22 protein-coding genes are annotated in these 25,056 nt (G+C 64.1%); 15 read left to right on the top strand and 7 right to left on the bottom strand.

Translation table 11 applies throughout. The annotated features are described in order from the left end of the window. Window positions 1-20: 20 nt before the first annotated feature. The gene (prf1, locus tag NKH31_RS04885; RefSeq protein ID WP_254864023.1) at window positions 21-1,277 is read right to left on the bottom strand and encodes a peptide chain release factor aRF-1; all 1,257 of its coding nucleotides are present in this window, start codon (window positions 1,275-1,277) and stop codon (window positions 21-23) included. A gap of 151 nt (window positions 1,278-1,428) precedes the next feature. Here prf1 and NKH31_RS04880 point away from each other — a divergent pair, with 151 nt between their 5' ends. Together NKH31_RS04880 and NKH31_RS04875 are read left to right on the top strand one after the other, a co-directional pair. Continuing rightward, on the top strand, window positions 1,429-2,235 hold the full coding sequence (locus NKH31_RS04880; protein WP_254864022.1) for a MinD/ParA family ATP-binding protein: 807 nt from the start codon (window positions 1,429-1,431) through the stop codon (window positions 2,233-2,235). Window positions 2,236-2,378: 143 nt separating this feature from the next. Continuing rightward, window positions 2,379-2,741: a DUF7344 domain-containing protein gene (locus tag NKH31_RS04875; RefSeq protein WP_254864021.1), complete on the top strand. Its 363-nt coding sequence runs from the start codon at window positions 2,379-2,381 to the stop codon at window positions 2,739-2,741. 34 nt (window positions 2,742-2,775) lie between these two features. Here NKH31_RS04875 and argS read toward each other — a convergent pair whose 3' ends face one another. Further along, window positions 2,776-4,551 carry an arginine--tRNA ligase gene (gene argS, locus NKH31_RS04870; RefSeq protein WP_254864020.1) on the bottom strand — a complete coding sequence of 592 codons (1,776 nt, stop codon included), beginning with the start codon at window positions 4,549-4,551 and terminating at the stop codon, window positions 2,776-2,778. Between the two features lie 223 nt (window positions 4,552-4,774). On the opposite strand from argS, the gene NKH31_RS04865 reads away from it, so the two are divergent. The 3 genes from NKH31_RS04865 to NKH31_RS04855 are packed head-to-tail and all read left to right on the top strand — an operon-like array spanning window position 4,775 to window position 6,496. After that, the gene (locus NKH31_RS04865) at window positions 4,775-5,272 is read left to right on the top strand and encodes a hypothetical protein (RefSeq protein ID WP_254864019.1); all 498 of its coding nucleotides are present in this window, start codon (window positions 4,775-4,777) and stop codon (window positions 5,270-5,272) included. A gap of 3 nt (window positions 5,273-5,275) precedes the next feature. Then, window positions 5,276-6,022 (top strand): hypothetical protein, encoded by a 747-nt coding sequence (locus NKH31_RS04860; RefSeq protein WP_254864018.1) that lies wholly within the window; start codon window positions 5,276-5,278, stop codon window positions 6,020-6,022. A gap of 57 nt (window positions 6,023-6,079) precedes the next feature. Continuing rightward, window positions 6,080-6,496, top strand: coding sequence for a hypothetical protein (locus NKH31_RS04855; RefSeq protein WP_254864017.1), 417 nt, complete (start codon window positions 6,080-6,082; stop codon window positions 6,494-6,496). Between the two features lie 15 nt (window positions 6,497-6,511). On the opposite strand, the gene NKH31_RS04850 is transcribed toward NKH31_RS04855, so the two are convergent. Beyond that, complete coding sequence (locus NKH31_RS04850; protein ID WP_254864016.1) at window positions 6,512-7,714, bottom strand: threonine synthase; 1,203 nt, start codon at window positions 7,712-7,714, stop codon at window positions 6,512-6,514. Continuing rightward, window positions 7,714-8,670, bottom strand: coding sequence for a succinylglutamate desuccinylase/aspartoacylase family protein (locus tag NKH31_RS04845; RefSeq protein ID WP_254864015.1), 957 nt, complete (start codon window positions 8,668-8,670; stop codon window positions 7,714-7,716). Before NKH31_RS04845 ends, NKH31_RS04850 begins: the two co-directional genes overlap by 1 nt. Before the next feature lie 125 nt (window positions 8,671-8,795). Here NKH31_RS04845 and NKH31_RS04840 point away from each other — a divergent pair, with 125 nt between their 5' ends. Then, window positions 8,796-10,196 carry an MFS transporter gene (locus NKH31_RS04840; RefSeq protein WP_254864014.1) on the top strand — a complete coding sequence of 467 codons (1,401 nt, stop codon included), beginning with the start codon at window positions 8,796-8,798 and terminating at the stop codon, window positions 10,194-10,196. Window positions 10,197-10,217: 21 nt separating this feature from the next. Here NKH31_RS04840 and NKH31_RS04835 read toward each other — a convergent pair whose 3' ends face one another. Further along, window positions 10,218-11,744, bottom strand: coding sequence for a stage II sporulation protein M (locus NKH31_RS04835; RefSeq protein WP_254864013.1), 1,527 nt, complete (start codon window positions 11,742-11,744; stop codon window positions 10,218-10,220). Window positions 11,745-11,840: 96 nt separating this feature from the next. Between NKH31_RS04835 and cysE the strand changes: the two genes are divergently transcribed. The 3 genes from cysE to NKH31_RS04820 all read left to right on the top strand — a co-directional run bounded on the left by cysE (window position 11,841) and on the right by NKH31_RS04820 (window position 14,016). Then, entirely contained in the window at window positions 11,841-12,449 is a 609-nt protein-coding gene (gene cysE, locus NKH31_RS04830; protein ID WP_425492311.1) for a serine O-acetyltransferase, read from the top strand. A 105-nt stretch (window positions 12,450-12,554) separates the two neighbouring features. Beyond that, on the top strand, window positions 12,555-13,703 hold the full coding sequence (gene citZ, locus NKH31_RS04825; protein WP_254864011.1) for a citrate synthase: 1,149 nt from the start codon (window positions 12,555-12,557) through the stop codon (window positions 13,701-13,703). Window positions 13,704-13,773: 70 nt separating this feature from the next. Further along, window positions 13,774-14,016, top strand: a complete 243-nt coding sequence (locus tag NKH31_RS04820; RefSeq protein ID WP_254864010.1) for a DUF8119 family protein — start codon at window positions 13,774-13,776, stop codon at window positions 14,014-14,016. 89 nt (window positions 14,017-14,105) lie between these two features. On the opposite strand, the gene NKH31_RS04815 is transcribed toward NKH31_RS04820, so the two are convergent. Together NKH31_RS04815 and NKH31_RS04810 are read right to left on the bottom strand one after the other, a co-directional pair. Beyond that, entirely contained in the window at window positions 14,106-15,362 is a 1,257-nt protein-coding gene (locus tag NKH31_RS04815) for a hypothetical protein (protein ID WP_254864009.1), read from the bottom strand. Window positions 15,363-15,469: 107 nt separating this feature from the next. Next, a complete protein-coding gene (locus NKH31_RS04810) occupies window positions 15,470-16,852 on the bottom strand; it encodes an MATE family efflux transporter (protein ID WP_254864008.1) in 1,383 nt (460 codons plus the stop codon). A gap of 71 nt (window positions 16,853-16,923) precedes the next feature. Between NKH31_RS04810 and NKH31_RS04805 the strand changes: the two genes are divergently transcribed. From NKH31_RS04805 to NKH31_RS04780, 6 genes are all read left to right on the top strand, one after another. After that, window positions 16,924-17,364, top strand: coding sequence for a gamma-glutamylcyclotransferase family protein (locus NKH31_RS04805; protein ID WP_254864007.1), 441 nt, complete (start codon window positions 16,924-16,926; stop codon window positions 17,362-17,364). A gap of 330 nt (window positions 17,365-17,694) precedes the next feature. After that, the gene (gene ilvA, locus NKH31_RS04800) at window positions 17,695-18,906 is read left to right on the top strand and encodes a threonine ammonia-lyase (RefSeq protein WP_254864006.1); all 1,212 of its coding nucleotides are present in this window, start codon (window positions 17,695-17,697) and stop codon (window positions 18,904-18,906) included. A gap of 383 nt (window positions 18,907-19,289) precedes the next feature. Beyond that, window positions 19,290-21,122, top strand: a complete 1,833-nt coding sequence (locus NKH31_RS04795; RefSeq protein WP_254864005.1) for a Rieske (2Fe-2S) protein — start codon at window positions 19,290-19,292, stop codon at window positions 21,120-21,122. A gap of 215 nt (window positions 21,123-21,337) precedes the next feature. Beyond that, window positions 21,338-22,930: an ABC transporter substrate-binding protein gene (locus NKH31_RS04790; RefSeq protein ID WP_254864004.1), complete on the top strand. Its 1,593-nt coding sequence runs from the start codon at window positions 21,338-21,340 to the stop codon at window positions 22,928-22,930. A gap of 162 nt (window positions 22,931-23,092) precedes the next feature. Then, window positions 23,093-24,073 carry an ABC transporter permease gene (locus tag NKH31_RS04785; RefSeq protein ID WP_254864003.1) on the top strand — a complete coding sequence of 327 codons (981 nt, stop codon included), beginning with the start codon at window positions 23,093-23,095 and terminating at the stop codon, window positions 24,071-24,073. Further along, window positions 24,070-25,047: an ABC transporter permease gene (locus NKH31_RS04780; protein ID WP_254864002.1), complete on the top strand. Its 978-nt coding sequence runs from the start codon at window positions 24,070-24,072 to the stop codon at window positions 25,045-25,047. The genes NKH31_RS04785 and NKH31_RS04780 overlap by 4 nt, the downstream gene beginning before the upstream one ends. Window positions 25,048-25,056: the final 9 nt, after the last annotated feature.

The raw sequence follows: 25,056 nt of genomic DNA, 5'->3' as shown, positions 1-25,056 counted from the left end.
CTTCCGGTGATCGTCGGCTCTTACACGCCTGTCGAGTACCGAAGGATACCGGCGAATCCGCCGAAGGCGTCGTAGAGTTGCTCACCCTTCTCGAAGTCGGTCGAGATGAACTTCGTCTCGGTACCTCGTTGCTCTGCGATCTCGATCAGGTGTTCGATAGCGTCCTCGCGCGTTGTGGCGTCAGCGTCGACGGTCGCGCCACAGTCGCTGCAGGTGTGTTCGGGTGTCGACGTCCGTCGGTCGAGGACCTCTCGGTCGGTTGTACCACACTCTTCACACTCGTAGCTGACGACGTCCTTTCGCAAGTCCTCGCTGATGAGCAGCGTTTCGACGGACCCCATCACCAGATTCCGACGGGTCTCGTCGAATCCGTAGGTCGCGAGATTTCCCGCGTTGAGTTCCTCGAAGAAGGTCTCCATCTCGCGTTTGTCCTTCATCACCTCGGCGTCGGCGAGGGCGTCTTCGGCGTTGTCAACCAGTTCGCGAAGCCCCGACTCGTCGGTATAGGAGACGTCGAACTTACCGATGACCGAATCTTGAATTTCGTGGTGGAGATACTCGCCGTCCAGGAACTCCTCTTTCGTCGGCGACGGCCCGCCGACGAGGATGCCCTCGATGTCGTGTCGCTTCGGCACGAACAGGTCGTTCGCCATCCCGGCTACTTCCTGATAGAAGTTGTCGATCGCCTCCAGGCGCAGTCGGGCGAATCGCTGGGCGGACTGGCCACCTTTTCGCTGCTTTCCGGGAACCAGTGACGAGGCGGATTTGACGGGTTCGATCCGCTTTCCCTTCAACCAGCCGACGTTCGCTTCGCGGCGGTCGAGGACGACCAGGCCGTAGAGGCCTTGATCAGCGAGCATCTCTTCCAGGGGTTCGGTGAGGAAGTCCGAGTCGCAGTGATAGCGGAAGGATTCGACCGGCTGCGGCGGACTCTCTAACACCTTGGTCACCATCTCGGTTTGGCCGCCTCCGGAGTCGACCGCGCCCGAAAAGAGGACGATTCCGTTATCCGGCGGGTAGGTATCGAAGTAGCGGAGCCGATCTTTGATGCTCGTCAGCGCGTCCTGGACGTTCGTACGGGTCTGTTTGGACTTGATGTTCGCCGCTTCTGAGTGTTCCTGGGTGACGTGTGCGACCACGTCGCTGACCTGTCTATCGTCGGGGACGTAGATCGTGACAAGCTGCGTTCCGGATCCCTCGAAGTTCTTCAGGTCCTCGATGACCTTCCGGAACTCGTATTTTTTCCGGTCGGAGTGCTCGCTTCCCTCCGTGCTCATTGTTCGAACGATACGGAGCAAGCGCTAAGTACCTGTTGACACGCGTAAAGCGCGCACCGATCTGTCGGTTCGTTCCCACGCGTCAGCCGTCCGTCGGACGCGTTGGCACGATTTAAGGTGATCCCTGTTCACTGGCCTAGTACTGACTACCATGGCCCAGGAGACGGTCTACGCGATCGCGAGCGGGAAGGGTGGCGTCGGCAAGACGACGACCACGGTCAACCTCGGAACCGCTCTCGCGCAGGCGGGAAAGCGCGTCGCCATCGTCGATACGGACCTGGGGATGGCGAACCTGGCAGGCTTCGTCAGCCTCTCGCCCGGGTCGGCGACGTTACACGACGTGTTGGCCGGCAACGCGACGGTCGACGATGCGACGTACCGACTCGCGGAGAACATCGTCGGCATTCCGAGCGGAACCGAACTATCGAGCTACGCTGACACGGCACCTGAAGGCCTCGGCGAGGTCGTCGAGACGCTCCGAGAGCGCGCAGACTACGTCTTGCTCGACGTCGGTGCCGGCGTGAGTCACGAAACCGTCCTCCCGCTCGGGTTGGCAGACGCCGTCGTCCTCGTCGCGACGCCCGAACCGGCGGCCATCCAGGACGCGATGAAGACGCTCGAACTCGTCGACCGCGTCGAGGGAGCACTCGCCGGATTGCTGGTAACGCGAACCCATCCCGCAGGCGACGTCCCGAGCGAGGAGATCGCTTCCAGACTCGACGTCGAACTGCTCGGATCGATCCCCGAGGATCGGGCCGTTCGCGCGAGCCTCTACGCGGGGACGCCGCTGGTCGTCCACAACCCCGACAGCAAGGCGTCGATCGCCTATCGCCGACTCGCCGCCGAACTCACCGGTGTCGACCCGCCCCAGCCGACGTCTGACGACGACGATGACGAATCGACCGCCTCGAACGACGAAGTCTCGAGCGCGATCACCGACGCCGAAGCGGATTCGTAGCTACGGTAGCATCCGGGTTCGGTTCCCGCCGATCGAGAGCGAAACCAACCGTGATCGACTGTGTCACGCCAACGCGTTGCCGAACGGGCGAGCCTAAAATATTTGGCGCAATTATAACGGACATCAGTGCGTTGACTAGGGATATGGCGACCCCCATCGATCCAGATCGCGTCTTTTCATTACTCTCGGAGCCGGATCGGCGACACGTGCTGACGTGTCTCGACGAGAAACGTATCTGGCCGACGGACGCGCTCGCGAGAGAGTTGGCTGTCCGTGACGGCTCGGGCGAATCCCATCGCCAGCTGGACGAACCGAAATCGGCGCACGTCCGAGAAAAACACATCCTCCTGGTCCACAACCACCTTCCGCGGCTCACCGACTACGGCGTGATCGAGTGGGATCGACGAAGCGGCGACGTCGTCCGAACCGACCGGTTCGAACAGATCGTCTCGTACCTCGAACTCGCGAGCGGCGACGACCACCGCCTCCGAACGGAAGCGATCTGACGACGGAGAACGTTCTTGGGACTCGTATCCGATCTCACATCGACCGCGGCGCTTCGACGCCGAGAACGTCGAGCGCGTTCGCGATCGTGTGTGTCGCCGCCGCGACGAGCGCGAGACGCGCCTCGCGGACGTCCGCGTCGACGCCGTCTGCGAGCACCGGACACTCGCGGTAGAAGGCGTTGAAGGTCTCCGCGAACTCGCGGGTGAACGTCGCGACGCGATGGGGTTCGAGGTCGTCGGCGGCGTCTTCGATCACCCACGGGAATCTGGCGATCACTTCCAGGAGGTCCCTCTCTTCGTCCGTTTCGAGTGCGGCTGCGTCGATAGCCGCCTCGAGTGACGAGTCTGTCGGATCGAGCCCGGCCTCTTCTAAGATACCACAGCACCGCGCGTGGACGTACTGGACGTACGGCGCCGACTGGGCCTCGAAGTCCAGCGCGCGATCCCACTCGAATGTGATCGACTTCGTCGGCTGTTTCGCGACGATGTCGTAGCGAACGGCGCCGATGCCGACCTGGCGGGCGATTCGGTCGATGTCGTCGTCGCTCAGGTCGTCGTCGCGGATGCGGTCGTCGAGGCGGTCTTCGACTTCCTGGCGCGCGCGGGAGATGGCCTCGTCGAGTAAGTCGTCTAAGTCGACGCCGGTGCCGGCGCGGGTGGACATCGACTCGCCGCCGGGGAGGTTCACCCAGCCGTAGAACATCGAGGTGAGCCGGTCGGTGTCGTTGCCGAGGACGTCGAGGGCGGCGGCGAGCTGTCTGGCGTGGAGTTCCTGATCCTCGCCGAGGACGGTCACGGCGCGGTCGAAGTGCTCGAACTTCCACTCGTGGTGGGCCAGATCGCGCGTCGTGTACAGCGAGGTGGCGTCCGAACGGAGGAAGACGAACGGCTTTTCGATCCCCCAGTCGTCGAGTTCGAGTTGCCAGGCGTCGTCGTCGCGCGTCGCGACCTCGCTCTCTTTGAGTCGTGAGACGACCTCGTCGGTCGAGCCGTCGCGCATGAAGCGCGTCTCCTTGACGAATTCGTCGAACTCGGCCGGCAACCTGGCCAGACACGTTTGCATCCCCGAGAGCACCTGATCGACGACTTCGCTCACGCGCTCGTAGGTATCGTCGTCACCCGCTTCGAGTCCGCGCATGATCGCCTCGATCTCGGCTTCGGCCGTTGCCACCTCGTCGTCGCTCGCCTCCTCCAGGTAGGCGTTTCCTTTGCGGTAGTAGCGGACCAGATCGTACTCGATGCGGTCGCGGGCCGGTTCGTCGTCGAGGTCGTCCTCGTCGAACGTCTCGTAGGCCCAGGTGAAGACGGCCATCTGTCGGCCGGCGTCGTTGACGTAGTAGTGTCTGGAGACGTCGTAGCCGGCGTACTCGAGGACGTTCGCGACCGCGTCGCCGATGATCGGGTTTCGCGCGCGACCGACGTGGACCGGCCCCGTCGGGTTCGCGCTCGTGTGCTCGACGACGATCGACTCCTCGCGGTCGGGACGCTGGCCGTAGTCGGACTCGCTCGCGGCGGCGAGCGTCTCTTCGTAGTACGCCGCACTCGGCAGGAAGTTCAGGTACGGTCCCTGGGTTTCGATTTCGCCGACGTAGGTCAGTTCCTCGACGTCGATCTCTTCGGCCAGCTCGGCGGCCACCTGCGGCGGGGCGGCCCCGACCTCGCCGGCCAGCCGGAAGGCGACGCTCGATGCGAGCACGCTCTCCACGTCGTCCGGCGGTTCCTCGATGCCGAGGTCGTCGGTCGGCAACTCGCGCGCCGCCAGGGCGCTTTCGAGCGCCGACGCGACCTCGTCGCGAAGCGCTGGGAACATGGACGTTCGTTTTTCCGGCGCGGGTATAGGAATGTCGGGTTCGGATAGCCTACCGAACTCGCGATCCGCTCAGATTCGTAACCGCGGTTACCGTTAGTTCTTCATCAAATAACGATCGACCGCTGATGGACCGCATGCGAAAAAATATTCCACCAATAACCTTTAAATATTAAACCCAAAACAAATATAAAATAGTAATACTTATTTGCTATAACCTCTGACCATGGGTGAACGAACCCGTAACACGTCGAGACGAACGCTGCTAAAAGGAATCGGCGCCACGACGGCAATTCCAGTCGGAGTTGCCGGCGTCGGGAGTGCGAGTCGATCCGATCGGTACGTCGGATTCAGGTACGACCCGAAGACCTTCGATATCAAGCGTGAGGTGGTGGGTCGATTCGATTCCGCTACCGGTACGATGGTCGGTGATCTCGATATCGGCGAGTACGACCTGCAAATCGATTCTGTCAGCCCGAAACGAGTGACGACTAGCGGCGAGTACACAATGCAAACGTTCAGAAGTACCGACGACAAGCGGACCGAGCTGGGAGAAACGTATCCTCGGTTAGTCGAGTTACGTGATGGCGGTTCTGGCTGGGTGACCGGATTCGTTCGAACCCCCACATCGCTGAGCAGAGATGGGCTCGTGATGGTAGAGAGCGGGGGCCGACGCAGATCCGAAGCCGAACGATTCCTTCGAGAGTTACAGGGAGGTCGGTAACGGATGGCGACTGATTGGGAACCGATCGATGGTGAGTTCGAGAGAATCCGAAGTCGTACGACTAGCTACCCGCCAAACGAATACGTCGAAAACTGGTACCGACACGCGTCCTATCTCGTTGCGGACGACGAGAATTACAATGCGGACGGCGAAAAAGTGCACGAGCACGACGAAGTTCCCGCCGGCTCTCGTAACCGATGGTCCTTCTTGAAGTTCTATCCGGAACGACCGAGGCCAGTAGAATGCGAGGGGCAGTGTGGACACATGGTTGCTGGGATGAATGCCAACTTCAAGGTCATTCTCGCAGATTCTCCATCTGACCAAAATAACCTAACAATTTCTAACGAGTACCCGGCAGATGAGACGTCCAAGCAGTCCTTTGGCCTGAGCGTTGGGACTGGTTTCCCTCCAGTCTCTGCGGGAATATCCGCGTCCATCTTCGAGTTGAATACGTCTGATGTATCCGTCGAATCGAGGTCGTACCACTACACTGAGTGGGATTTGAACATTGCCGAGTGTCACGGCGGCCAATGTTTTTCAGCACTCCCGTCCAGTCAGGAGAACGCTGTCGGCGTCCATTTTGATCTTGACGCTAACCACGACATCGAATCGAGGACTATTTCGGCAGAAACTCACATGGATTGGAATATTTATCGAATCGGGGACAGAAGCACCGGCCCAATCTATTCTGAAACCGACAGCGAAACGTTCCACGCGATCACTGTGGATATCGTCACACCGAATCATTAACTCCTGTCTGCTGATGGAAAGAAATTTTTATTATGTTCGAATATAGGTGGTAAATAGATGCTCCGTCGAAATTTTGCCCGTCTGGTGTTGGTCCCTGCTGTCGGCCTCTCCGGCTGCGTCTTACGCAGAGACTCCGGGACCGGTTATCTGTCGATCATTAACCGCAGTGACGACGTTCGACGGCTAACCGTTCACGTCGAACACGACGGTGAGACGGTATTCGAATCGATATTTAACGTCCCCTCGCTCTCGGGTGAGCATGAAATCTTTCTCAAAGATATCTTTCACGGACGAAACGGTGACGAGTTTTTCGTCGAATGCGAACTAGAGGGCGCGGGCCAACTTCACGAGTATACGTTTCAATTCGAGTGCGCTGAAGCCGAGTCCGCGTTCGATATGGACCCGAAGGACGGACTGTTTATCGAAATACTCGAGGGCGACGAGATCGAATTCAAACAGAATAGATGCAGTTGAGACGGGACGAGCGAATCACATCGTCTTCAGTCCCGATCCCGTCAGCGGCACGACGACGTCCTCGTCGCGGTCGAGGTGGCCGAGTTCGCGCAGGTGGGCGAGCCCGGCGGGCGCGACCGCGGTCGTGGGTTCGACGTAGAAGCCGTCGCGGTGGAGGCGATCGAGCGCGTTCTCGACGGGGCCCTCGCCGACCGCGATCGCGGTGCCGTCGGTCGCCTCGATCGCGTCGACGATCTGCGACCCGCGGGCGGGTTCGCTGATCTGGATGCCGTCGGCGATGTCGGCGCGCTCCTCGCCGCCGTCGACGACGCGCTCGCCGCCGACGACGTGGACGATCGGGTCGTAGCCGACCGACTGGACGCCGAGCATCCGCGGGAGTCGGTCGGTGATACCGGCCTCGTAGAGCAGTTCGAAGCCCCGGTAGGCGCCGAGAAAGAGCGTGCCGTGGCCGATCGGCGAGACGATCGCGTCGGGGACGGTCCACCCGCGCTGGGCGGCCACCTCGAAGGCGAACGTCATCGTCCCCGCGTAGAAGGCCGGGTTCCAGGCGTGGCTGGCGTACCAGCCCGTCCCGTGTTGATACGGGGCGTCGGGGTGGCCGTCGGAATCTGGCGCTTCGGTTCCGTCGCCCTCCGCACCGTCCTGTCGGCTATCGCCGTGGTCCTCGTGGCCTTCGACGGCATCGATGCAGGCGGTGGTGACGTCTTCGCGCGACCCCTCGACGCGGACCGGGCGGGCGTCGACTCGCTGGATCGCCATCAGCTTCGACTGCTTGACGTCGGCGGGGACGTAGACGTCGGCCGGGAGGCCCGCCCGCGCGGCGTACGTGGCGATCGAGGCACCGGCGTTGCCGGAGGAATCTTCGATTACCTTCTCGACGCCGAGTTCGACCGCCCGCGAGAGCGTCGTCGTCGCACCGCGATCCTTGAACGATCCCGTCGGAAAGACGTACTCGAGTTTGAAGTCGGCGTTCCAGCCATCTGCCTCGACGAGCGGCGTAAAGCCCTCGAAGAACGTGACGTGCTGTTCGATCGGGAGGAACTCGAAGAACGTCCAGAGGCCGCGCGTGGTGTCGAGCTTCGAGAGCGGCAGCGGCGCCCCCTCGGGATAGGGTCGCTCGGTGAACTCGAGGGCGTGACCGCAGCCACACCGCCAGGGCTCGCTCGACCGGCCCTCGTATTCGGCGTCGCAGGCCGGACAGTAGAGGTCGGCGGCCATCAGTAGGTGTCCACCTCGATTCCGACCGAGCAGACGTACTCGCCGGTGGCGGCCTGCGGGAGCCGGCGGGTCCGCCAGAAGACGCCGTCGGACTCGGCGGTCACTGACTCTTTCGGCTCGCCGAAGGGCGTCGTCACGGTGAACAGGGTGTCGCCGCGTTCGACCTCGTCGCCGAGGGCAACCTCGAACGAGACCAGCCCACCGGCGGGTGCGCTGTACTGCTCGAAGTCGCCGGCTCGGGTCTGGGGCGACGTCGTCACGTCGCCGTCGAGAAAGCCGTAGTGTTTGAGGACGTTGAAGACGCCCGTAACGCCGGTCTCGATGCTCGATTCGTCCCAGCCGACGCAGCCGCCGAGTTCCGGATCGATCGTCGGGATGCCCTCGTCCGGGCCGGCCCGGGCGAGCTGGCCGTCGGGTCCCTTCTGATCGAGGACGTAGCCCGCTCCGAAGACCTTCGCCAGCTCGAGACACTCCCCGTGCAGTCGGTGACGCGGCCCGCAGCGCACCCTGACCTCGTCGATCATCCGGCTCGTCGACCCCTGGTGGAGATCGAGAATCAGATCGGCTCGGCTGGCGGCCTCGAACGTCGCGGCCGCGATCTGCTCGCTCGAGGTCCCCGACGCCTCGCCGGGATAGGTCCGGTTCATCTTCCGGTCGTCGATCGGGTTTCGGTGTTCGGCGACCTGGAAGGCGTGATAGTTGACGATCCCGACGACCAGGATCGTCCCGGAAATCTCCGCGGGGTCGAGCCGCGGGACCACCCGCTGTATCACGCCGACGCCGTTCAGTTCGTCCCCGTCGCTCGCCGCTTGCACGTAGAGCGTCGGTCCCGATTCGGCTCCGTCGATCACGGCGACCGGCAGTCCGACCGGCGAGCCGTCCCGGGTCTCTCCCACCTCGAGGCGGCCCGTATCCATCTCGCCGGGGGAGGCCATCGCCGTTCCCAGCCTCGTCATGGCAGGGACGATGCGGCGGCGTGTCTTTACTGGTTCGGTCTCGGTGACCGACAGGACCGACTCCCGGCCGGCCCGAACGTTCTGCGAGGCAAACGGAAAAGTACCTCCGTGCGAGAGTGGCCGCCATGAGTCTCGACGAGAAAGCGACGGAGGAGCCGGATCCGTTGCACCCGGTCAGGCAGTTCTTCGCGCTGGAGCGGGACGTGCTCGTCCTCTCGCTCGCCATGTTCGCGTTCAGTCTCGGTTTTCAGATGACAAACCGCTACATGGCGGAGTACATGGTCGCGCTCGGCGCCGGCGCCGTCGCCGTCGGGCTGTTCGGGACGTTCGGTAACGTCATCGCGGCCGTCTACCCGTATCCCGGCGGGGCGATCTCCGATCGGATCGGCTCGCGCTACGCGCTGACCGCGTTCGGGCTGTGTTCGACGATCGGCTTCGGTATCTGGCTGGCCGCGCCGCTCGTCTCCGACGTGACGGTCGGTCCGACCTCGCTCGCGATCGTCGCGATCTTCGTCGGCCTGCTCTTTTCGCAGGCCTGGAAGTCGTTCGGCCTCGGGGCGACGTACGCCATCGTCAAGCAATCGGTCGCGCCGTCGCGACTCGCGGCCGGATTCGCCAGCACGGAGAGCTTCAGGCGGACGGCCTTCCTCGTCGGTCCGCTGCTCGCCGCGATGGTCTTTCTCGTAATCGGGGCGGACACGGTCGCCGAGGAGCTCACGTCCGCGGAAGTCGTCACCGCGTTCCAGTGGATCCTCGGGATCGCCATCGTCTTCGCCGTCCTGGGGACGATCGCTCAGCACGTCCTCTACGATCCGAGCGGGGACAGCTTCGGCAAGACGTTCGAGGGCGTCTCCCAGATTCGCCGGGACCTGCGCGACCTGCCGCCCGAACTCAAGCCGCTGCTGGTGGGCGACACGCTCGTTCGCTTCGCCAACGGGATGGTCTACGTCTTCTTCGTCCTCGTCGTCACCCAGTTTCTCGCCGTCGGGCTCGACCTGCCGTTCTCGTTGCCGGTCGTCGGCGATTCGCTCTCTCCGCAGGCCTTCTTCGGCCTATTACTGGCGCTCGAGATGTTCGTCGCGCTGCTGGTGATGGTCCCCGCGGCGAAGCTCGCAGAGCGCGTCGGACTGAAACCGGTCGTCGCGGCCGGCTTTCTCGTCTACGCCGTCTTCCCGATCATGCTGATCAGCGCCCCGGAGAGCGCGGCCGTTCTCGCGCTCCTCTTTGCCTTCTCCGGTCTCAGGTTCGCCGGCCTCCCGGCGCACAAGGCGTTGATCGTCGGACCCGCGGAGATGGGAGCGGGCGGTCGCGTGACGGGCTCGTACTACCTCCTCAGAAACGTAATCGTCATTCCCAGCGCGGCCCTGGGCGGCTTTCTCTGGGCCGGAATCTCGAATCCGCTGACCGGCGAGGAACTCTTCGCCGGCTCGCCCACCGTCGCCTTCGTCATCGCGACGATCATCGGCCTCGTCGGAACGGCGTACTTCCTCCTCTTCGGCAAGGAGTTCGAGGCGTACAAATCCTAGAAGCGGAGCCGGCAATTCCGCCTAGAAGAGAATTCGCCAGTAGTACGGACTGACGAACCCCTCGATTACGGCGGCGACGAAGAGAAGGACGCCAACGCCGACGAGGACCCATGTACCTCGTTCGAGGGCGTCCGCGAGCGACGTCCGCGACGCCGACCCGCGCCAGGTCCGCCAGAAGCTCCGGCCGAAGTAGAGTCCGACGGCGCCGGCTATGATGATTGCGGGGAGTTCGACGACGCCGTGGGGGACGATAAACGCGAGCAGGTCGAGCGGATCGGCTTCGGTTCGACCCAGAAACCCGATCATGACGCCGTTGAAGAGCAAGATAGACAGTGCGGGGACGGCGAGCATGACGCCGCTCGCGGCCATCGTGAGCCCGACCGACCAGTTGTTGCCGAAGAATTCGAGCGTGGCGACGATGGGATTGTGCCCCTCGAGACGAGCGTTGATCGACGTCTCGATGACGCCTTCGGCTGGCGCAGCCAGGAACCAGCCGATGACGCCACCACCGACCAAGGCGCCGGTCGCGATCGCGTGCAGCCCGGGCGTGATTCGGACGAACGCGACGAGTTCGGCCATCCCCCGTCTTACCCCTCCGCGAAGTTGACCGATCACCGACCGTTCGACCGGCTCCGGCGGCGAGAGGCGTCCGCGACCGCCGCCGTACAGCGTCGTCTTCAGCAGGTCGAACGCCGGAACGACTCCGAGCGCGTAGATAATTCCGGTTCCCGCGAGCACGCCGAACCAGCCGAGCGCCGACGTAAAGACGCCGAACGCGATCAGCACGCCGATCACGAACAGCCCGTAGAACGCGGCTTCGAGTTTCCGGTATCGAACGTATCCGGCGGCGTTTCTCGCCCCGCGGTAGGCCCCGACCTCGTCGACGACGACGGCGACGGGCGCGAACGCGAACGTCAGCCGGACGAAGATCGCCGCCGCGAGCCAGCCGAATATCGATACGAGCAGGACGAGCAGGCCGAGTACCACGCCGATCGACCCGAACGCGAACGCGATGGCGCCGACGATCGCCAGCACCATCGCACCGATCGAGATGGCGATCCAGGTGAACAGTTCGAGAACGAAGAGCCCGAGAAACGACTTCCAGTAGCGACGAGCGCCGGCGACGCCGGCGACGAGCCCGCGTTCGGATCGCAGCCGGCCGAAACAGGTGGCGATCTGGCCCGCGCTAATGGCAGACCAGGCGACGAGGACGGCGACGATCGTGAGGAGGGCCGCCAGAACGACGATCGCCCCGCTCGTCAGCGTGAGCGCCGGATCGATCGCGACCACCGCGTCTTCGATCCACGCTTCGAGCGCTTCCTCGTCGGCGCCGACGCTCGGCGGCTCGTCGAGCGCCTCGACGTTCTCCGCAATCGCGGAGAGTCGGTTCGTCGCGTAGAGGTAGAGTCCGACGAGGACGACGGAGAGAAAGACCATCACCTGCACGATGGCCGTAATTCCCATGCCGAGGACGTAGAAGGGCAAGAGGTCCGTCGGGCGTCTTCGAAACACCCTGCCAACGAGATTGACGGCGGCTCCCAGGCGCATACGGGTCCTTCTCCGACCGGATAGTTAAACGAACCGAAGCGTCTCGTGACTGAAACCGCGTCGGCGTGAACGCGTACACGCCAGAATCGCACCGGCGTGGAACCGGGCCGGCAGGAACCGCGTCGGCGTGGAAACGGGCCGGCCGGAACTGAGCCGTCCCGAACGCTTTCGGCGTTCGTCGTCGTAGCCCCGCAAATGCTCTCGGCCGTTCGCGAAGACGTCTCGGCGATGTGCGAGCGCGATCCGGCGGCGACCGATCCGCTCACCGTCGCGCTCACGTATCCCGGGTTGCACGCCGTCTGGAGCCATCGCCTGGCTCACGAGCGGTGGACCCGCGGAAACTGTCTCAGTGCTCGACTCCTCGCGACGGCCGCTCGGGCCGTCACGGGCGTCGAGATCCACCCCGCCGCCGATCTCGGGCGTCGGGTGACGATCGATCACGGAATGGGCGTCGTCATCGGCGAGACAGCCGTCGTCGCCGACGACGTCCACCTCTACCACGGCGTGACACTCGGCGGGGACGTAAACGAGCGAGTGAAGCGTCACCCGACGATCGAATCGGGGGTGACGATCGGGGCGAACGCGACGGTGCTCGGCGACGTTCGAGTCGGACGCGAGGCGACCATCGGTGCCGGAAGCGTCGTCACGTCGGACGTGCCGGCCGAGACGACGGTCGCCGGCGTGCCGGCGTCTCCGGTCGGGTGAGCACCCATCAATCGCGGCGGCCTCCCGACGCGAACGCCACCGATCCCGGTCGTCTCCGCCTGGCGAACGGCAACCCTTTTCCACTACCGACCGAAAGTCAAGGGTATGGCTGACGAGCTCATCAAAGGGCTAGAGGGTGTACTCGCCGCGGAATCCGAGCTGAGCTCGATCGACGGCGACGCCGGCCGATTGATCTACCTCGGGTACGACATCGAAGACCTCGCGCGACACGCCAGCTACGAAGAGGTCGTCTACTTGCTCTGGCACGGCGATCTCCCCACGCGTTCGCAACTGGATTCGTTCACGGAGGCGATGACCGCAGAGCGCGTCGTCGACGAGTCGATCGTCGAGACGGTCCGGCGCCTGGCCGACTCCGACGAACGGCCGATGGCGGCCATGCGCACTGCCGTCTCGATGCTCTCGTCGACGGATCCCGACGCCGACGCGGCCGCCCAGGACCACGAAGCCGCTCGCCGGAAGGCTCGACGCATCACCGCGAAGATCCCTACCATCCTGGCGGCATACGATCGCGTTCGCCAGGGCGAAGAACCGATCGACCCAGATCCCGACCTGGGTCTCGCGGCCAACTTCCTCTACATGCTCACCGGCGAGCGCCCCGACGAGATCGCCGCGGAGACGTTCGATCAGTCGCTCATCTTACATGCCGACCACGGTCTCAACGCTTCGACGTTCACGGCGATGGTCGTCGGCTCGACGATGGCCGACCTCTACGCGTCGGTTACGGCCGGCATCGGCGCCCTCTCCGGTCCGCTTCACGGCGGCGCGAATCAGGACGTGATGGAGGTTCTCTTCGAGATCGACGAGAGCGACCGGGATCCGCTGGCGTGGGTCGAGCAGGCGACCGAGGAAGGGCGGCGCATCCCCGGCTTCGGTCACCGCGTCTACAACGTCAAGGATCCACGCGCGAAAATCCTCCAGGCCCGCAGCGAGGAACTCGCCGCGTCGGGCGACGACACCTGGTACGAGATCACGACGACGATCGAGGACTACCTCACCGAGGAGAAAGGCCTCGTCGAGAAGGGGATCGCGCCGAACGTGGACTTCTACTCCGGCTCGGTCTACTACCAGCTCGGCATTCCGATCGACATGTACACGCCGATCTTCGCGATGAGCCGGGCGGCCGGCTGGACGGCGCACGTCCTGGAGTACCAGGCCGATAACCGCCTCATCCGCCCGCGGGGTCGCTACGTCGGTCCCGACGATCGCGACTACGTCCCGATCGACGAGCGATAGATCGGTTCGGCGTCCGAATCGAACCGCCCGCCCCGATACGCCTTTATCGATTCGATCCCACGATTCTCCCATGGACGCAGACCAACCGGTCATCGACTCGCGCGCTCGACGATTGGAGTCGTACCTGCGTCACAACGGCGGCCGCATCGTCGTCGACGCTTCGCTGTTGCTCGTGTGGATCTTCGGCGCGACGGCGATATTCAATCGGCTCGATCAGCCGACCTGGTTGTTGTACGTCGTGTTGTTCACCGGCGTCGTCCTCTACGCACAGATTACGCCGACCTGGGAGCGACCCTACGAAAGTCCGGACTAGTCCATCTCCTCCGGTCGGGATACGGGTAGCGGGTTGGATCGTCCACGTTCGAATGCGAGCACCCTGTCGAATGTGCGAAACCGTTCGGTTCACAGGAACTGCAAGAGTGGCACGCTGACGGCGACTACCCAGAGCAGGACGCCGGTTCGGACGTGGCCGGGCTCGACGTCCGGCGAGCGTGCGGTCTGGGACGCACCGGCGGCGATGAACCCGAGGGCGGCGGCGAGCGTGATTCGGTGGATGAACGTGTGTAGCGGGAGGGAGGTGACGCCGACGTGCGTGTAGTCGAAGAACATCGCGACGACGAAGCCGAGCGCCGCCGCCGTGAACGCTGGCGTGCCCTCCAGTTGACGAGCGCCCAGGTAGGTGACGATGGGTAACCCGAGGACCAGAAGCGGGTAGAAGAAGGCGGCGATCGTTTTCGGGTTGGCGTCGGCGAAGTAGAGTTCGGCTTCGACCGCACCGACCCGTACGAACGAGAAGAACGCGATGATAACGGTCGCGACGAGGAGGGCGCGGACGGTCATCTGGACGTTGTCGTCGTTCCAGACGTCGCGAACCTGGTGCTGTCGCTGCCAGGATGGCAAGCCGAGCGAGCCGACGAGCAGTGCGCCCAAGAGCGCCGGGATGAGTCCGTCACGCAGGTGGACGACGGTCATCCAGCCGTCGGAGTCGGAGCTACGGTCGTTTCCGACCCACTCCCGACTCAGCTGGTCGACGTACCAGCTGTCCAGGAACTCGGATTCGACGTAGGACTGGGACTCTTCGATGCTGTGGACGGTGTGGCGCAGGTGGAACCAGTCCCAGTGTTCGCGGTGAGCCTGAATGGCCGTCCAGTTGTTCTCTTCTGGGTCGGTGTAGGCTCTAATGTGGTGTCGGTCACCCAGGTAGGTACCGTCTTTGAGCTGATAGGATTCGTCGAGCCACTGTGGCTCACCGTTCGGGGGATCGACGTAGGTGTACCGGATCGCCCCGTCGGCGCTCCCCCAGGCGATCGTCGACTCGTTGTCTCCGCCGCCGACGCGTTCTTCATCCGGGTCTATGTCCATCTCGTCTTCGTCGAGTTCCTCCCACTCGCCGACCGTCTGTTCGCGCAGGAAGCGCTCGGTCGCGTCAGCGTCGCCGTAGATGAGGACGTTGAGCGCGAGCGTTCGCTGGCTCGTCGTCTCCGCCCGACTGGTGTAGGGCCACAGCTCCGCTCCGTCGTCTAAGGTTTCGGTCTGGATCGTCGCCTGCGAGCCGCCGTCGCTGCTGATCTCCGATCCGGCGATCGAACCGGCAAGTGTCAGCAAGAGCACCGCAAACAGGAGCGCGACCGCCGTTCGCGGTCGGATTTCGACGCGCACGGCCCATCGTTAGGGGGGCCCGGTCGAAAACCTTTCCCCACCGGGCGAACCGATCCGAATCACCGAGTGCGGGCGGATCTCGATCCACCTACCGGTCCCCATCTCGGTCAGTCGCCCGCGCTGCCGCGTTCGGCCATCATTCTGGCCGCTTTTCCGGCCCAGTCGCTGTACCGGAACCCGACGGCGACGACGCCCAGCGACCAGCCGAAGTAGCAGACGATCCCGATGGCGACGCCGACCGCACCGAGGCCCAGTTCGATCGCGGCGATGTAGGAAAAGCAGAGATAGAACAGAAAGAGACCGCTCACCCGTGCCAGGAACGGAATCGTGGTTTCGCCCGCTCCCTGCAGCGCGCCGGCGATGACGATGTAGGAGACGAGCAACGGCGCGCCGAGTCCGTAGGCGACCGCGAAGGTGATCGCGTGGTCGACGGTTTCCGGATCGTCCGGATCGAAGATGGCGACGAATTCCGGCGCGAACCACGCGAGTGCGAGGCCGATCACCCCGACCGTCGCGAGCCCGAGGCCCGCGATCGCCCACCCTTCGAACCGTGCCTTCGCCGGTTCGCCGGCGCCGAGAGACTGGCCGATGACGATGCTCGCCGCGACGTTGTACCCGCGCCCCAGCGGGCTCGTGATCTGCTGGTAGACGCGCCGCCCGACCTGGTAGCCGGCGTTTACCTCGGTTCCCAGGGCGAGCAACAGCGCGTTGAACGGGAACTCGATCGCCGTCGCGACCAGCCCCTCTGCCACTCGCGGGGTGCTGACGGCCACCAGCTGTTTCGTGATCACCCCGTCGGTCGGCCTGACGAACGATCCCTGCCGGTACGGACTCGCGATGACGACGATCAGGACGACGGCGGTAAAGACGTTCGCGACTGCCGTCGCGATGCCGACGCCGACGATCTCGAGTCGCGGCGCGCCGAGAAGGCCCAGCCCGAGCACGACCGAGCCAGACACGTTGGCCAGGTTCGCGATCACGTTGACGACCATCGGCGTCACCGTGTCGCCGGTTCCTTGCAGCGCGCGGGCGGCGATCAGGCCGACGTGGCGAGCCGGTGCCGTCGCCATGATGATCATCAGGTAGAGCGAGCCGTACCGGACGACGTCCGACTCGGCACCCAGAATCTCGATCGCGACGTCGCTCAGCAGGAAGCCGAGGATCACGAACGGGATTCCGGCGAGGGCACCGATCGCGATGGCCTGCGTGATGGCTTCGTCGCGCGTTCGCGTCGCGCCGGCACCGGTGTCCTGACTCGACAGCGCGATCGCCCCGCCGCCGAGGCCGAGGCCGATTCGAAGCGGCAGTCTGGCGTAGAGGTCGGCGAGGCCGATCGCGGCGATCGCCGCCGGCGAGAACGCGGCCGTCACCAGAATGTCGACCGTCCGCATCAGCGTTCGCGTCGTCTGCTCGGCCATGATCGGCCACGCGAGTCGCAGCACTCGCCACCAGACGGCGAGCGTCCGCGAGCGAACGCCGACGTTGCGCATACGAATCGAAATTCCGGCCGGAGCTAAAGCGTCCCGATAACGGAAAGGCGTTCGCCCGCGAAACGAAACCCGTGACACCCGAACGATCACCCGCTGGCGATCCCATCGTCTTCGTCTACGGCACGCTGACCGATCCGGACCGGGCGGCGGCCGTCGTCGGCCCAGGGCGGTACGAATTTCGCGGATCGGCCGCGCTTTCGGGACTCGATCGCGTCGACGGCGAGTATCCGACGCTCGTACCGGGAGGATCGACCGACGGCCGGTTGCTCGCGGTCGACGAGACCGGCCTCGGCGCGCTCGACGCCTACGAGGGCGTCGACCGCGGACTGTACGTTCGAGTCCCCGTCACCGCAGACCACCCCTCGGTCGCGTCGGACGCCGTCTGGTGTTACGTCGGCGATCCCGGCCGACTCGACGCACCCGGCACGTGGCCGGGTTCCGGATCGTTCGAAGATCGCGTTCGAACGCACGTCGGCCCGTCTCGCGTGCACGTTACCGACAAATCGGGTTGACGCCTCGGAGACCGTCGCGGGTTGACGTCTCGGAGATCGTCGACCGGACGTGATGCGCCGCCCGGTTCGCGACGAACCCGCCGAATGACGTCCGTCTGCCTGCCGTCTGACGGCGATTTCACCTCGCCGCAGTCTATCGTTTTCACTTTCACTCCGCCTTCCCTACGTTTATGTGCTATCCCCGCCCGAGTACGATTGCACGTCACGCGCCGTGCATCCGTGTATTCCCTTTCGAGTCGACCCCGGCACCTGTCACACCCGGGTGGGCCGCCGTTCGAACGGCCGCACTCGACTACAATCCTTAAATCGACCCCCTGAGTAGCCTCTCGCATGCTCGATCTCGAGACCGTCGAGGCCGCCAGGGACCGCGTCGCGCAGACGGCGCGCGAGACCCCGCTCGAGTACTCACACACCTACAGCGCCATGACGGGCGCGGAGGTCCACCTCAAACTCGAGAACTTCCAGCGGACGGGTGCGTTCAAGATTCGCGGGGCGACGAACCGGATCGCAACCCTCTCGGAGGCGGAGAAAGCTCGCGGCGTCGTCGCCGCGAGCGCGGGAAATCACGCTCAGGGCGTCGCGCTGGCGGCGACGCGCGTCGGGGTCGACTCGACGATCGTCATGCCCGAGCACGCGCCGACGGCGAAGGTCAAGGCCACCCGAAACTACGGCGCGGAGGTCGTCCTCTTCGGTCCCAACTACGACGCGGCCGCCGAGAAGGCTCACGAGATCGAACGCGAGCAGGACCGAACCTACGTCCACGCCTTCGACGACGAGGCCGTGATGGCCGGCCAGGGAACGATCGGCCTCGAGATCGTCGAAGCGTGTCCGGACGTCGACACGGTCGTCGTCCCGATCGGTGGCGGCGGGTTGATCAGCGGAATAGCCGCCGCGGTCAAGGGCATCGATCCCGACGTCCGCGTCGTCGGGGTCCAGGCGGAGGGCGCCTCGAGCGCCGCGCCATCGCTCCAGAAGGGCGAGCGAGTCACGATCGACGGCGTCGAGACGATCGCCGACGGCATCGCGACGCGCTCGATCGGCGAGCGCACGTTCGCTCACATCCGCGAGTACGTCGACGAGGTCGTCACCGTCTCCGACGCGGAAATCGCGGTCACGATGGTCTACCTGCTCGAACGGTCGAAGACGCTCGTCGAGGGGGCCGGGGCCGTCGGCCTGGCGGCGACCATCTTCGAGCGGTTCGAGTATGCAGACGACGAGGTGATCGTTCCGCTGCTGTCGGGCGGCAACGTCGACATGAACACCCTGACGACGGTCATCATGCGCGGGCTGGTCGAGATGGGCCGGTATCTCAAGATCCGAACCGTCCTCAAGGATCGGCCCGGTTCGCTGGAGGAACTGCTCGCGATCGCCAGCTCTCACGGCGCGAACATTTACTCGATCCACCACGACCGAACCTCGCGCGACATCGAACTCAGTGACGCGGAGGTCGAACTCGACCTGGAGGTGCGCGGTCACGAGCACGCCGAGGAACTGATGGCGGATATCAGACGCGCCGGATACACCGTCGCACAGGTGGCCTAGGCCGCGAGATCTTGATCGACGATTCTCTGGATATGGACGCTGGCGCGGGCACGAGTGTTTCAGGTACCACGACGAACGCTGTTGCCGGTTCGACCCTGCGAACCCGCCGATCGAGTCGGCGCCGGGATACCCGCGAACTCGGTCGACCGGTGGTATTCGACGGTCGCGGTGGCGGACGGGGCGATACGTGCCGGTCTGGCAGCTCGGCGCTGAATTGACGAAGGGCAGCTGGTACACACCGTTGTGCCATCGTTTCTGCCGAGAACCGATCGCACGGATTCGGTCGCTTCCCGAGCGAGGGATGATCGACTGCCGCCTATCAAATCATAGACAAAAAACCGTTTCAGGGAACGATTTTGTACCTCTCCGTGCTGGTTCGTCACATGGCAACCGACTCGAGCGAAACCGGGGACGATCGGTACGTCCCGGTTGCGGACGCGGTCGAATTAGAAGCCGAGGGCCGAAAACTCGTCACGCCCGAGGGAACGGCGATCGCGCTCTTTCACCACGAGGGCGAGGTTCGGGCGGTGGACAACCGGTGTCCGCACATGGGCTTTCCACTCTCGGATGGGACCGTCGAGGACGGAATCCTCACCTGCCACTGGCACCACGCACGGTTCGAACTCTCCTGCGGGGACACCTTCGATCCGTGGGCTGACGACGTTCGGACGTATCCGGTCTTGGTCCGCGACGGAACCGTCCACGTCGATCCGGATCCGCCGCTTGAACGACCACCGGCCGACCACTGGGCGGACCGCCTCGAGAGCGGGATGGAAGAGAACCTCCGGCTCGTCGTCGCCAAATCGACGATCGGATTGACAGACGCCGGCGTCGATCCGCGAGAGCCGATCGCCTCGACGCTCGCGTTCGGGACGACCTACCGCGAAACGGGCTGGTCGTCGGGACTGACGATCCTCGGCTGTATGGCGAACCTGCTCGAGACGCTCGACCCCGAGGATAGAAAACGGGCGCTCTTCACGGGCGTGCGCCACGTCGCGAGCGACTGCGCCGGCGAGGCGCCCCACTTCGATCAGCCGTCCTTTTCGACGAGCGAACCGTCGCTCGACCGGCTTCGATCATGGTTTCGCGACTGCATCGAGGTCAGGGACGTCGACGGCGCCGAGCGCTGTCTCCGGACGGCCGTCGCGGCCGGCTACGACGACGCCGCCCTGGCCGACCTGGTCTTCACGGCGGCGACGGATCATCCGTACCTCTCGACCGGTCACACGCTCGACTTCGCCAACAAGGCCTTCGAGAGCCTCGACGCGGTGGGCTGGCCGGACGGCGGTCGTGGAACCGAGCCGGGAGCGACCGCCGCGGGCGACGGGCTCGTCGCGGATACGCTCGCCTCGCTCGTCGAGCCGCTGGCGACGGCGACGCGCAGCGACGAGACGTCGTCCTGGCGGCGGCCGGTCGACCTCGTCGAATTGCTCGCCGACGTCTACGGTGAGGACGTGATGGACACCGCTGGCGTCGAGGCGCTGATGGCTGACGGCGACGGAGAGGCGTGGTCGCAACCGGACGACTTCCACGAAGCGCTGCTTGGTGACGACCCCGAACGAATCGTCGACGCGCTCGCGACGGCGATCGGCGAGGGGGCCGACGCCGAGGCGCTCGCCGCGGCGGTGGCCAGGGCGGCCGCGACCCGCGTCGCGCGGTTCGCCACGGCGAACGAGTTCTCCGACTGGAACACCGTCCACCACACGTTCACGTACGCGAACGCGGTTCACCGGGCGACCCGGCGGACCGACGCCGTCGGGCTCTACCGCGGCGTGTTCGACGCGGCGATGAGCGTCTACCTCGATCGCTTCTTGAACGCGCCGCCGGCGCCGATTCCGGAACCCGGCGACAACGAGACGGGTCGCGACCCGGAGACGATCCGTGCGGATCTCCTCGACACGTTCGACGAGGAGGGTGCGGTGAACGAGGCCGGTCGACTCGTCGCCGAACACGTCGACTGCGGGGGCGACGTTACCGATCTGAAGCGGACGCTCGGCCACGGTCTCCTCCGCGAGGACGCCGGGTTCCACACGCTGCAGAACGTCGAGGCGGCGTTCGCTCAACACGATCTCGCAGAGACGGAGGGAGACCGTCGACTCCCGTTGATCGCGACCGCCAGGTACGTCGCTGCTCACACCCCGACGCGACGCGAGGCCGAACAGACGTTCTCGATCGCGACGCGGTTGAACCGCGGCGAGCGAATTCACGAAGCATAGCTCGATTCGTCGGATTCGACGGTGGATAGGCGACGTTTTGTCTCGCCTCCTCGTTCGCTGTGGTGCCATATTGCACCCAACGCTCACAAAATTTACCAATTTATGAAGAACTTCATCGCTGTGTAAAACTCATGTAATATTCGGCCATCATAAATGGCTGGATATTCATGAAAATCTGCAATAGTATTATATAATGTGGGTTGATGCCAATACACATGCGTTCACATTCGCGGCGGTCATACCTGCGCGCGGTTGGTGCCAGTGGTGCTATCGGCATGTCGGCGATGGCGGGATGCATCGGGTTCGGAGACGACGACGAGTTAGAGGGCGTCGATGAGCTACAGTTCATCATTCCGACGTCGGGAGCGAATCCCGACCGGAACGAAATCGGTCACCTCATCGCGGAGAACATGGAAGAAGTCGGGTTCGACGTCGACGTAGAGGAGTTACCGTTCGATCCACACGTCGATCAGCTATTCGGCGACCGGGACTACGACATCTCGTTGCTGGGCTGGGGTGGGACCCCCGAACGAATCGACCCGCACATCTTCCTCATGGACATGCACCACTCGGATTTCACCGATCCCGGTGGTCGTAATACACCTGGATACGAGAATCCGGAGTACGACGAGATCGCGGAGGCACAGGCACAAGAGACCGACCAGGAGGCTCGACAAGAACTCGTCTTCGAAGCTCAGGAGATCCTCGCCGAAGACCAGCCGCGCTGTTACATCGCGAACGAAGGTGGCGACCACCCGTGGAACACCGAAACGTTAGAGAGCGTCAACGCGACGCTCGGTGAAGGGCTCAACGGCTTCTGGAACTTCATGGACGCCCAGCCGGCCGACGGCGTCGACCAGGTCACCTTCGGCTACTCCGCCGACATCATCTCGCTGAATCCGATGCAGGACATGGCGACGCCGGACCGGCAGTTCATCCGGCTCATCTACGACCAGCTCTACCGGTTCGACGACGTCGGCGATCCGATGCCCTGGATCGCGACGGACGAACCGGAAATCTCCGACGACGGGACGGAATTTACCGTCGAGATCAGAGACGATCACGAGTTCCACGACGGAGAGCCGGTCACGCCCGAAGACGTCGTGTTCTCCTACGAACTCTTCGGCGAATACTCGCCGACGTACTCGGTGTACTTAGACCCGATCGAAGAGATGGAGATCGATGGCCAGGAGGTCACGTTCTATCTCAGCGAACCGGACGCGACGTTCGAGCGAAACGCGCTGGCACAGATCTACGTCTTCCCGGAGCACGTCTGGGGTGACGTCGACGATCCCACGGAGTACACCGACGACGAGTACGTCGGTAGCGGGCCCTACGAGTTCGTCGACTGGGAACGCGAAGTCGAGCTCCAACTAGACCGGTACGACGACCACTTCCAGCCGCCGAACATCGGGCGGCTCATCCGCGTACCGGGAGACGAGGCGACGATCATGGACGAGATCGAAACGGGTGATCTGGACATGGCCGGCCAGGATCCGACCGTGACCCAGCTCGAACGATTGCGAGACGCAGACCACGTCGACCTCGCGAGCTTCGACGCGGTCGGACACGCGAAACTCTCGTACAACATGCGTCGCGACCACATGGACGACGTCCACATCCGCCGTGCCATCTCCTACTGCGTCCCGAAGGAGGATTTCGTCGAGACGATCCGGGGCGGGATGGGAACGGTGACGCACTCGCCGATTTCGCCGGCCGTCGAGACCTGGCACAATCCCGACGTTCGCGAGTACACGGAGGATCTCGACGCGGCGAGAGACGAACTTGAGGAAGGTGGATACCTGTAATTCGAGCGGGACGAGCGGGCGGACCAGCGTTCCGAGACCGCCTCGTCGGTTACGGGATGGGTTCCCGGCCGAACGGGCGGTTGGAGCGGACGAGAACGCGACATCGAACACGCTACCAACGAAATTTGACACGATGAACGAACGCGACACCACTCGTAACCGATGGGATTGAGAGAATACGTACTTCGACGGGTCTTCCAGCTCGTGCTGACGCTGTGGGCCTTTATTACCGTCCTGTTCGTCCTGTTTCGGGCGGTCCCCGGCGATCCGACGACGCGCTTTCTGATGGATTACCCCGATCCCGCGATACGGGACGCTCGCATCGAGGAACTCGGCCTCGATCAGCCGCTCTACGTCCAGTACTTCGAGTACATCACCGCGCTCACGCGCGGCGACTTCGGCGACTCGACGTACTACAACCGCCCGGTCAGCGAACTCATCTTCCCGCTGTTTTTGAACACGGTCGTCCTCATGTTCACCGCCCTGCTGATCGCCTACACGATCGGCGTCCTGTTCGGCGCGGCGATGGGCTGGTTCCGGGGAAGCCGGTTCGAACGCGGCGGTATCGTCGCCACGCTCGTCGCGAGATCATCTCCCGAGTTCTGGATCGGGATCATCCTGATCTGGATCTTCGTCTTCCAGCTCGGGCTACTTCCGCGCGCCGGCATCGGCGGCTACGGCGGAACGCTGACGATGAACCTGGCCGACCGGTATCTCAACGTCGACTTTCTCAGACACCTCATCCTGCCGGCGCTGACAGGCGCCATCTTCTACATGGCGACGCCCGCGCTCTTGATGCGAAACACGATGCTGGAGGTGTTGAAAGCCGACTTCATCGAGATGAAGAAGGCGGAGGGCCTTCCGGAGCGAACGGTCCTCTACAAACACGCCGCACGTAACTCGGTCCTGCCGCTGGTCACCGTCGTCGCGATCGCGACCGGCGCGGCCATGGGCGGGTCTGTCATCATCGAGACCGTGTTCAACTGGCCCGGAATCGGGCGCGAGATGGTCGATTCGGTCACCAGAAACGACTACCCGATGGCGATGGCGACGTTCTTCTTCATGGGAACGGCGGTCATCGTGATGAACTTCGTCGCCGACATGGCGTACCTCTATCTCGACCCGCGGGTGAGCTACGAATGAGCCTCGAAACACCGTCAGATACGACCGAACAGCAGGTCGACGCCGTCGACTCGCGCGGAATTCGATGGCGTCGACGAATCAACGCGCTGCGGAGCTGGGCCGGGGCGGTAAAGGAGGATCGCCTCGGACAGATCGGCTTGCTCATCCTCGCCGTCTTCGTCTTCGTCGGCATCTTCGCGCGGCCGATCGAGGTGTCGATCGGTCCCGCCTACGTGACGCTCCAGCCCTTCTCGCTGGCGCCGTACGAGCCGAGCGCTCGACCGGCGGACGGATTCCACGGACCGACCTGGTCGCACCCGCTCGGGACGACAAGTCTGGGTCGAGACGTCCTCTCGCAACTCCTGGCGGCGACGCGCGTAACGCTGATCGTCGGCTCGGTCGCGGCGTTCATGGCCGTCTTCATCGGCGCGAACGTCGGGATCGTCAGCGCCTACTTCGGCGGCTGGGTCGACGACATCCTGATGCGGATCACCGACGTCATCTACGGCATCCCGTTCCTGCCGTTCGCGATCGCGCTCGTGTTCATCCTCGGTGCGAGCCTCACCAACGTGATCATCGCGATCGTCCTGATCCTCTGGCGCGGAACCGCCCGGGTGGTGCGATCGCAGGTGTTGAGTCACAAGCAACGACCCTACGTCGAGAGCGCCCGAGCGATCGGGGCGAGCCACGGCCGAATCATGTACGTCCAGATCATGCCAAACGTCTTGCCGCTGATCTCGCTGTACGCCGCGTTCGCGGTCGCCTGGGCCGTCATCGCCGAAGCGAGCCTCTCGTTTCTCGGACTCGGTCCGCCGGGGATGATCTCCTGGGGCGAGATGATTTACGACGTTCGCACGGAGGGCGCGCTTCGCGAGGCCTGGTGGTGGGCCTTCCCGCCCGGCATCTGCATCATGCTGTTCGTGATGTCGGTGTTCTTCATCGGGCGCTCGCTGGAGAAGGTCGTCAACCCCGAACTGAGACACACGGCAAACTAATCCACTACT

This window comes from Halovivax gelatinilyticus (genome assembly GCF_024300625.1).
Lineage (GTDB): Archaea > Halobacteriota > Halobacteria > Halobacteriales > Natrialbaceae > Halovivax > Halovivax gelatinilyticus.
Note: the sequence above shows the minus strand (reverse complement) of the source record. Positions and strands in the feature narration are given on the sequence as shown.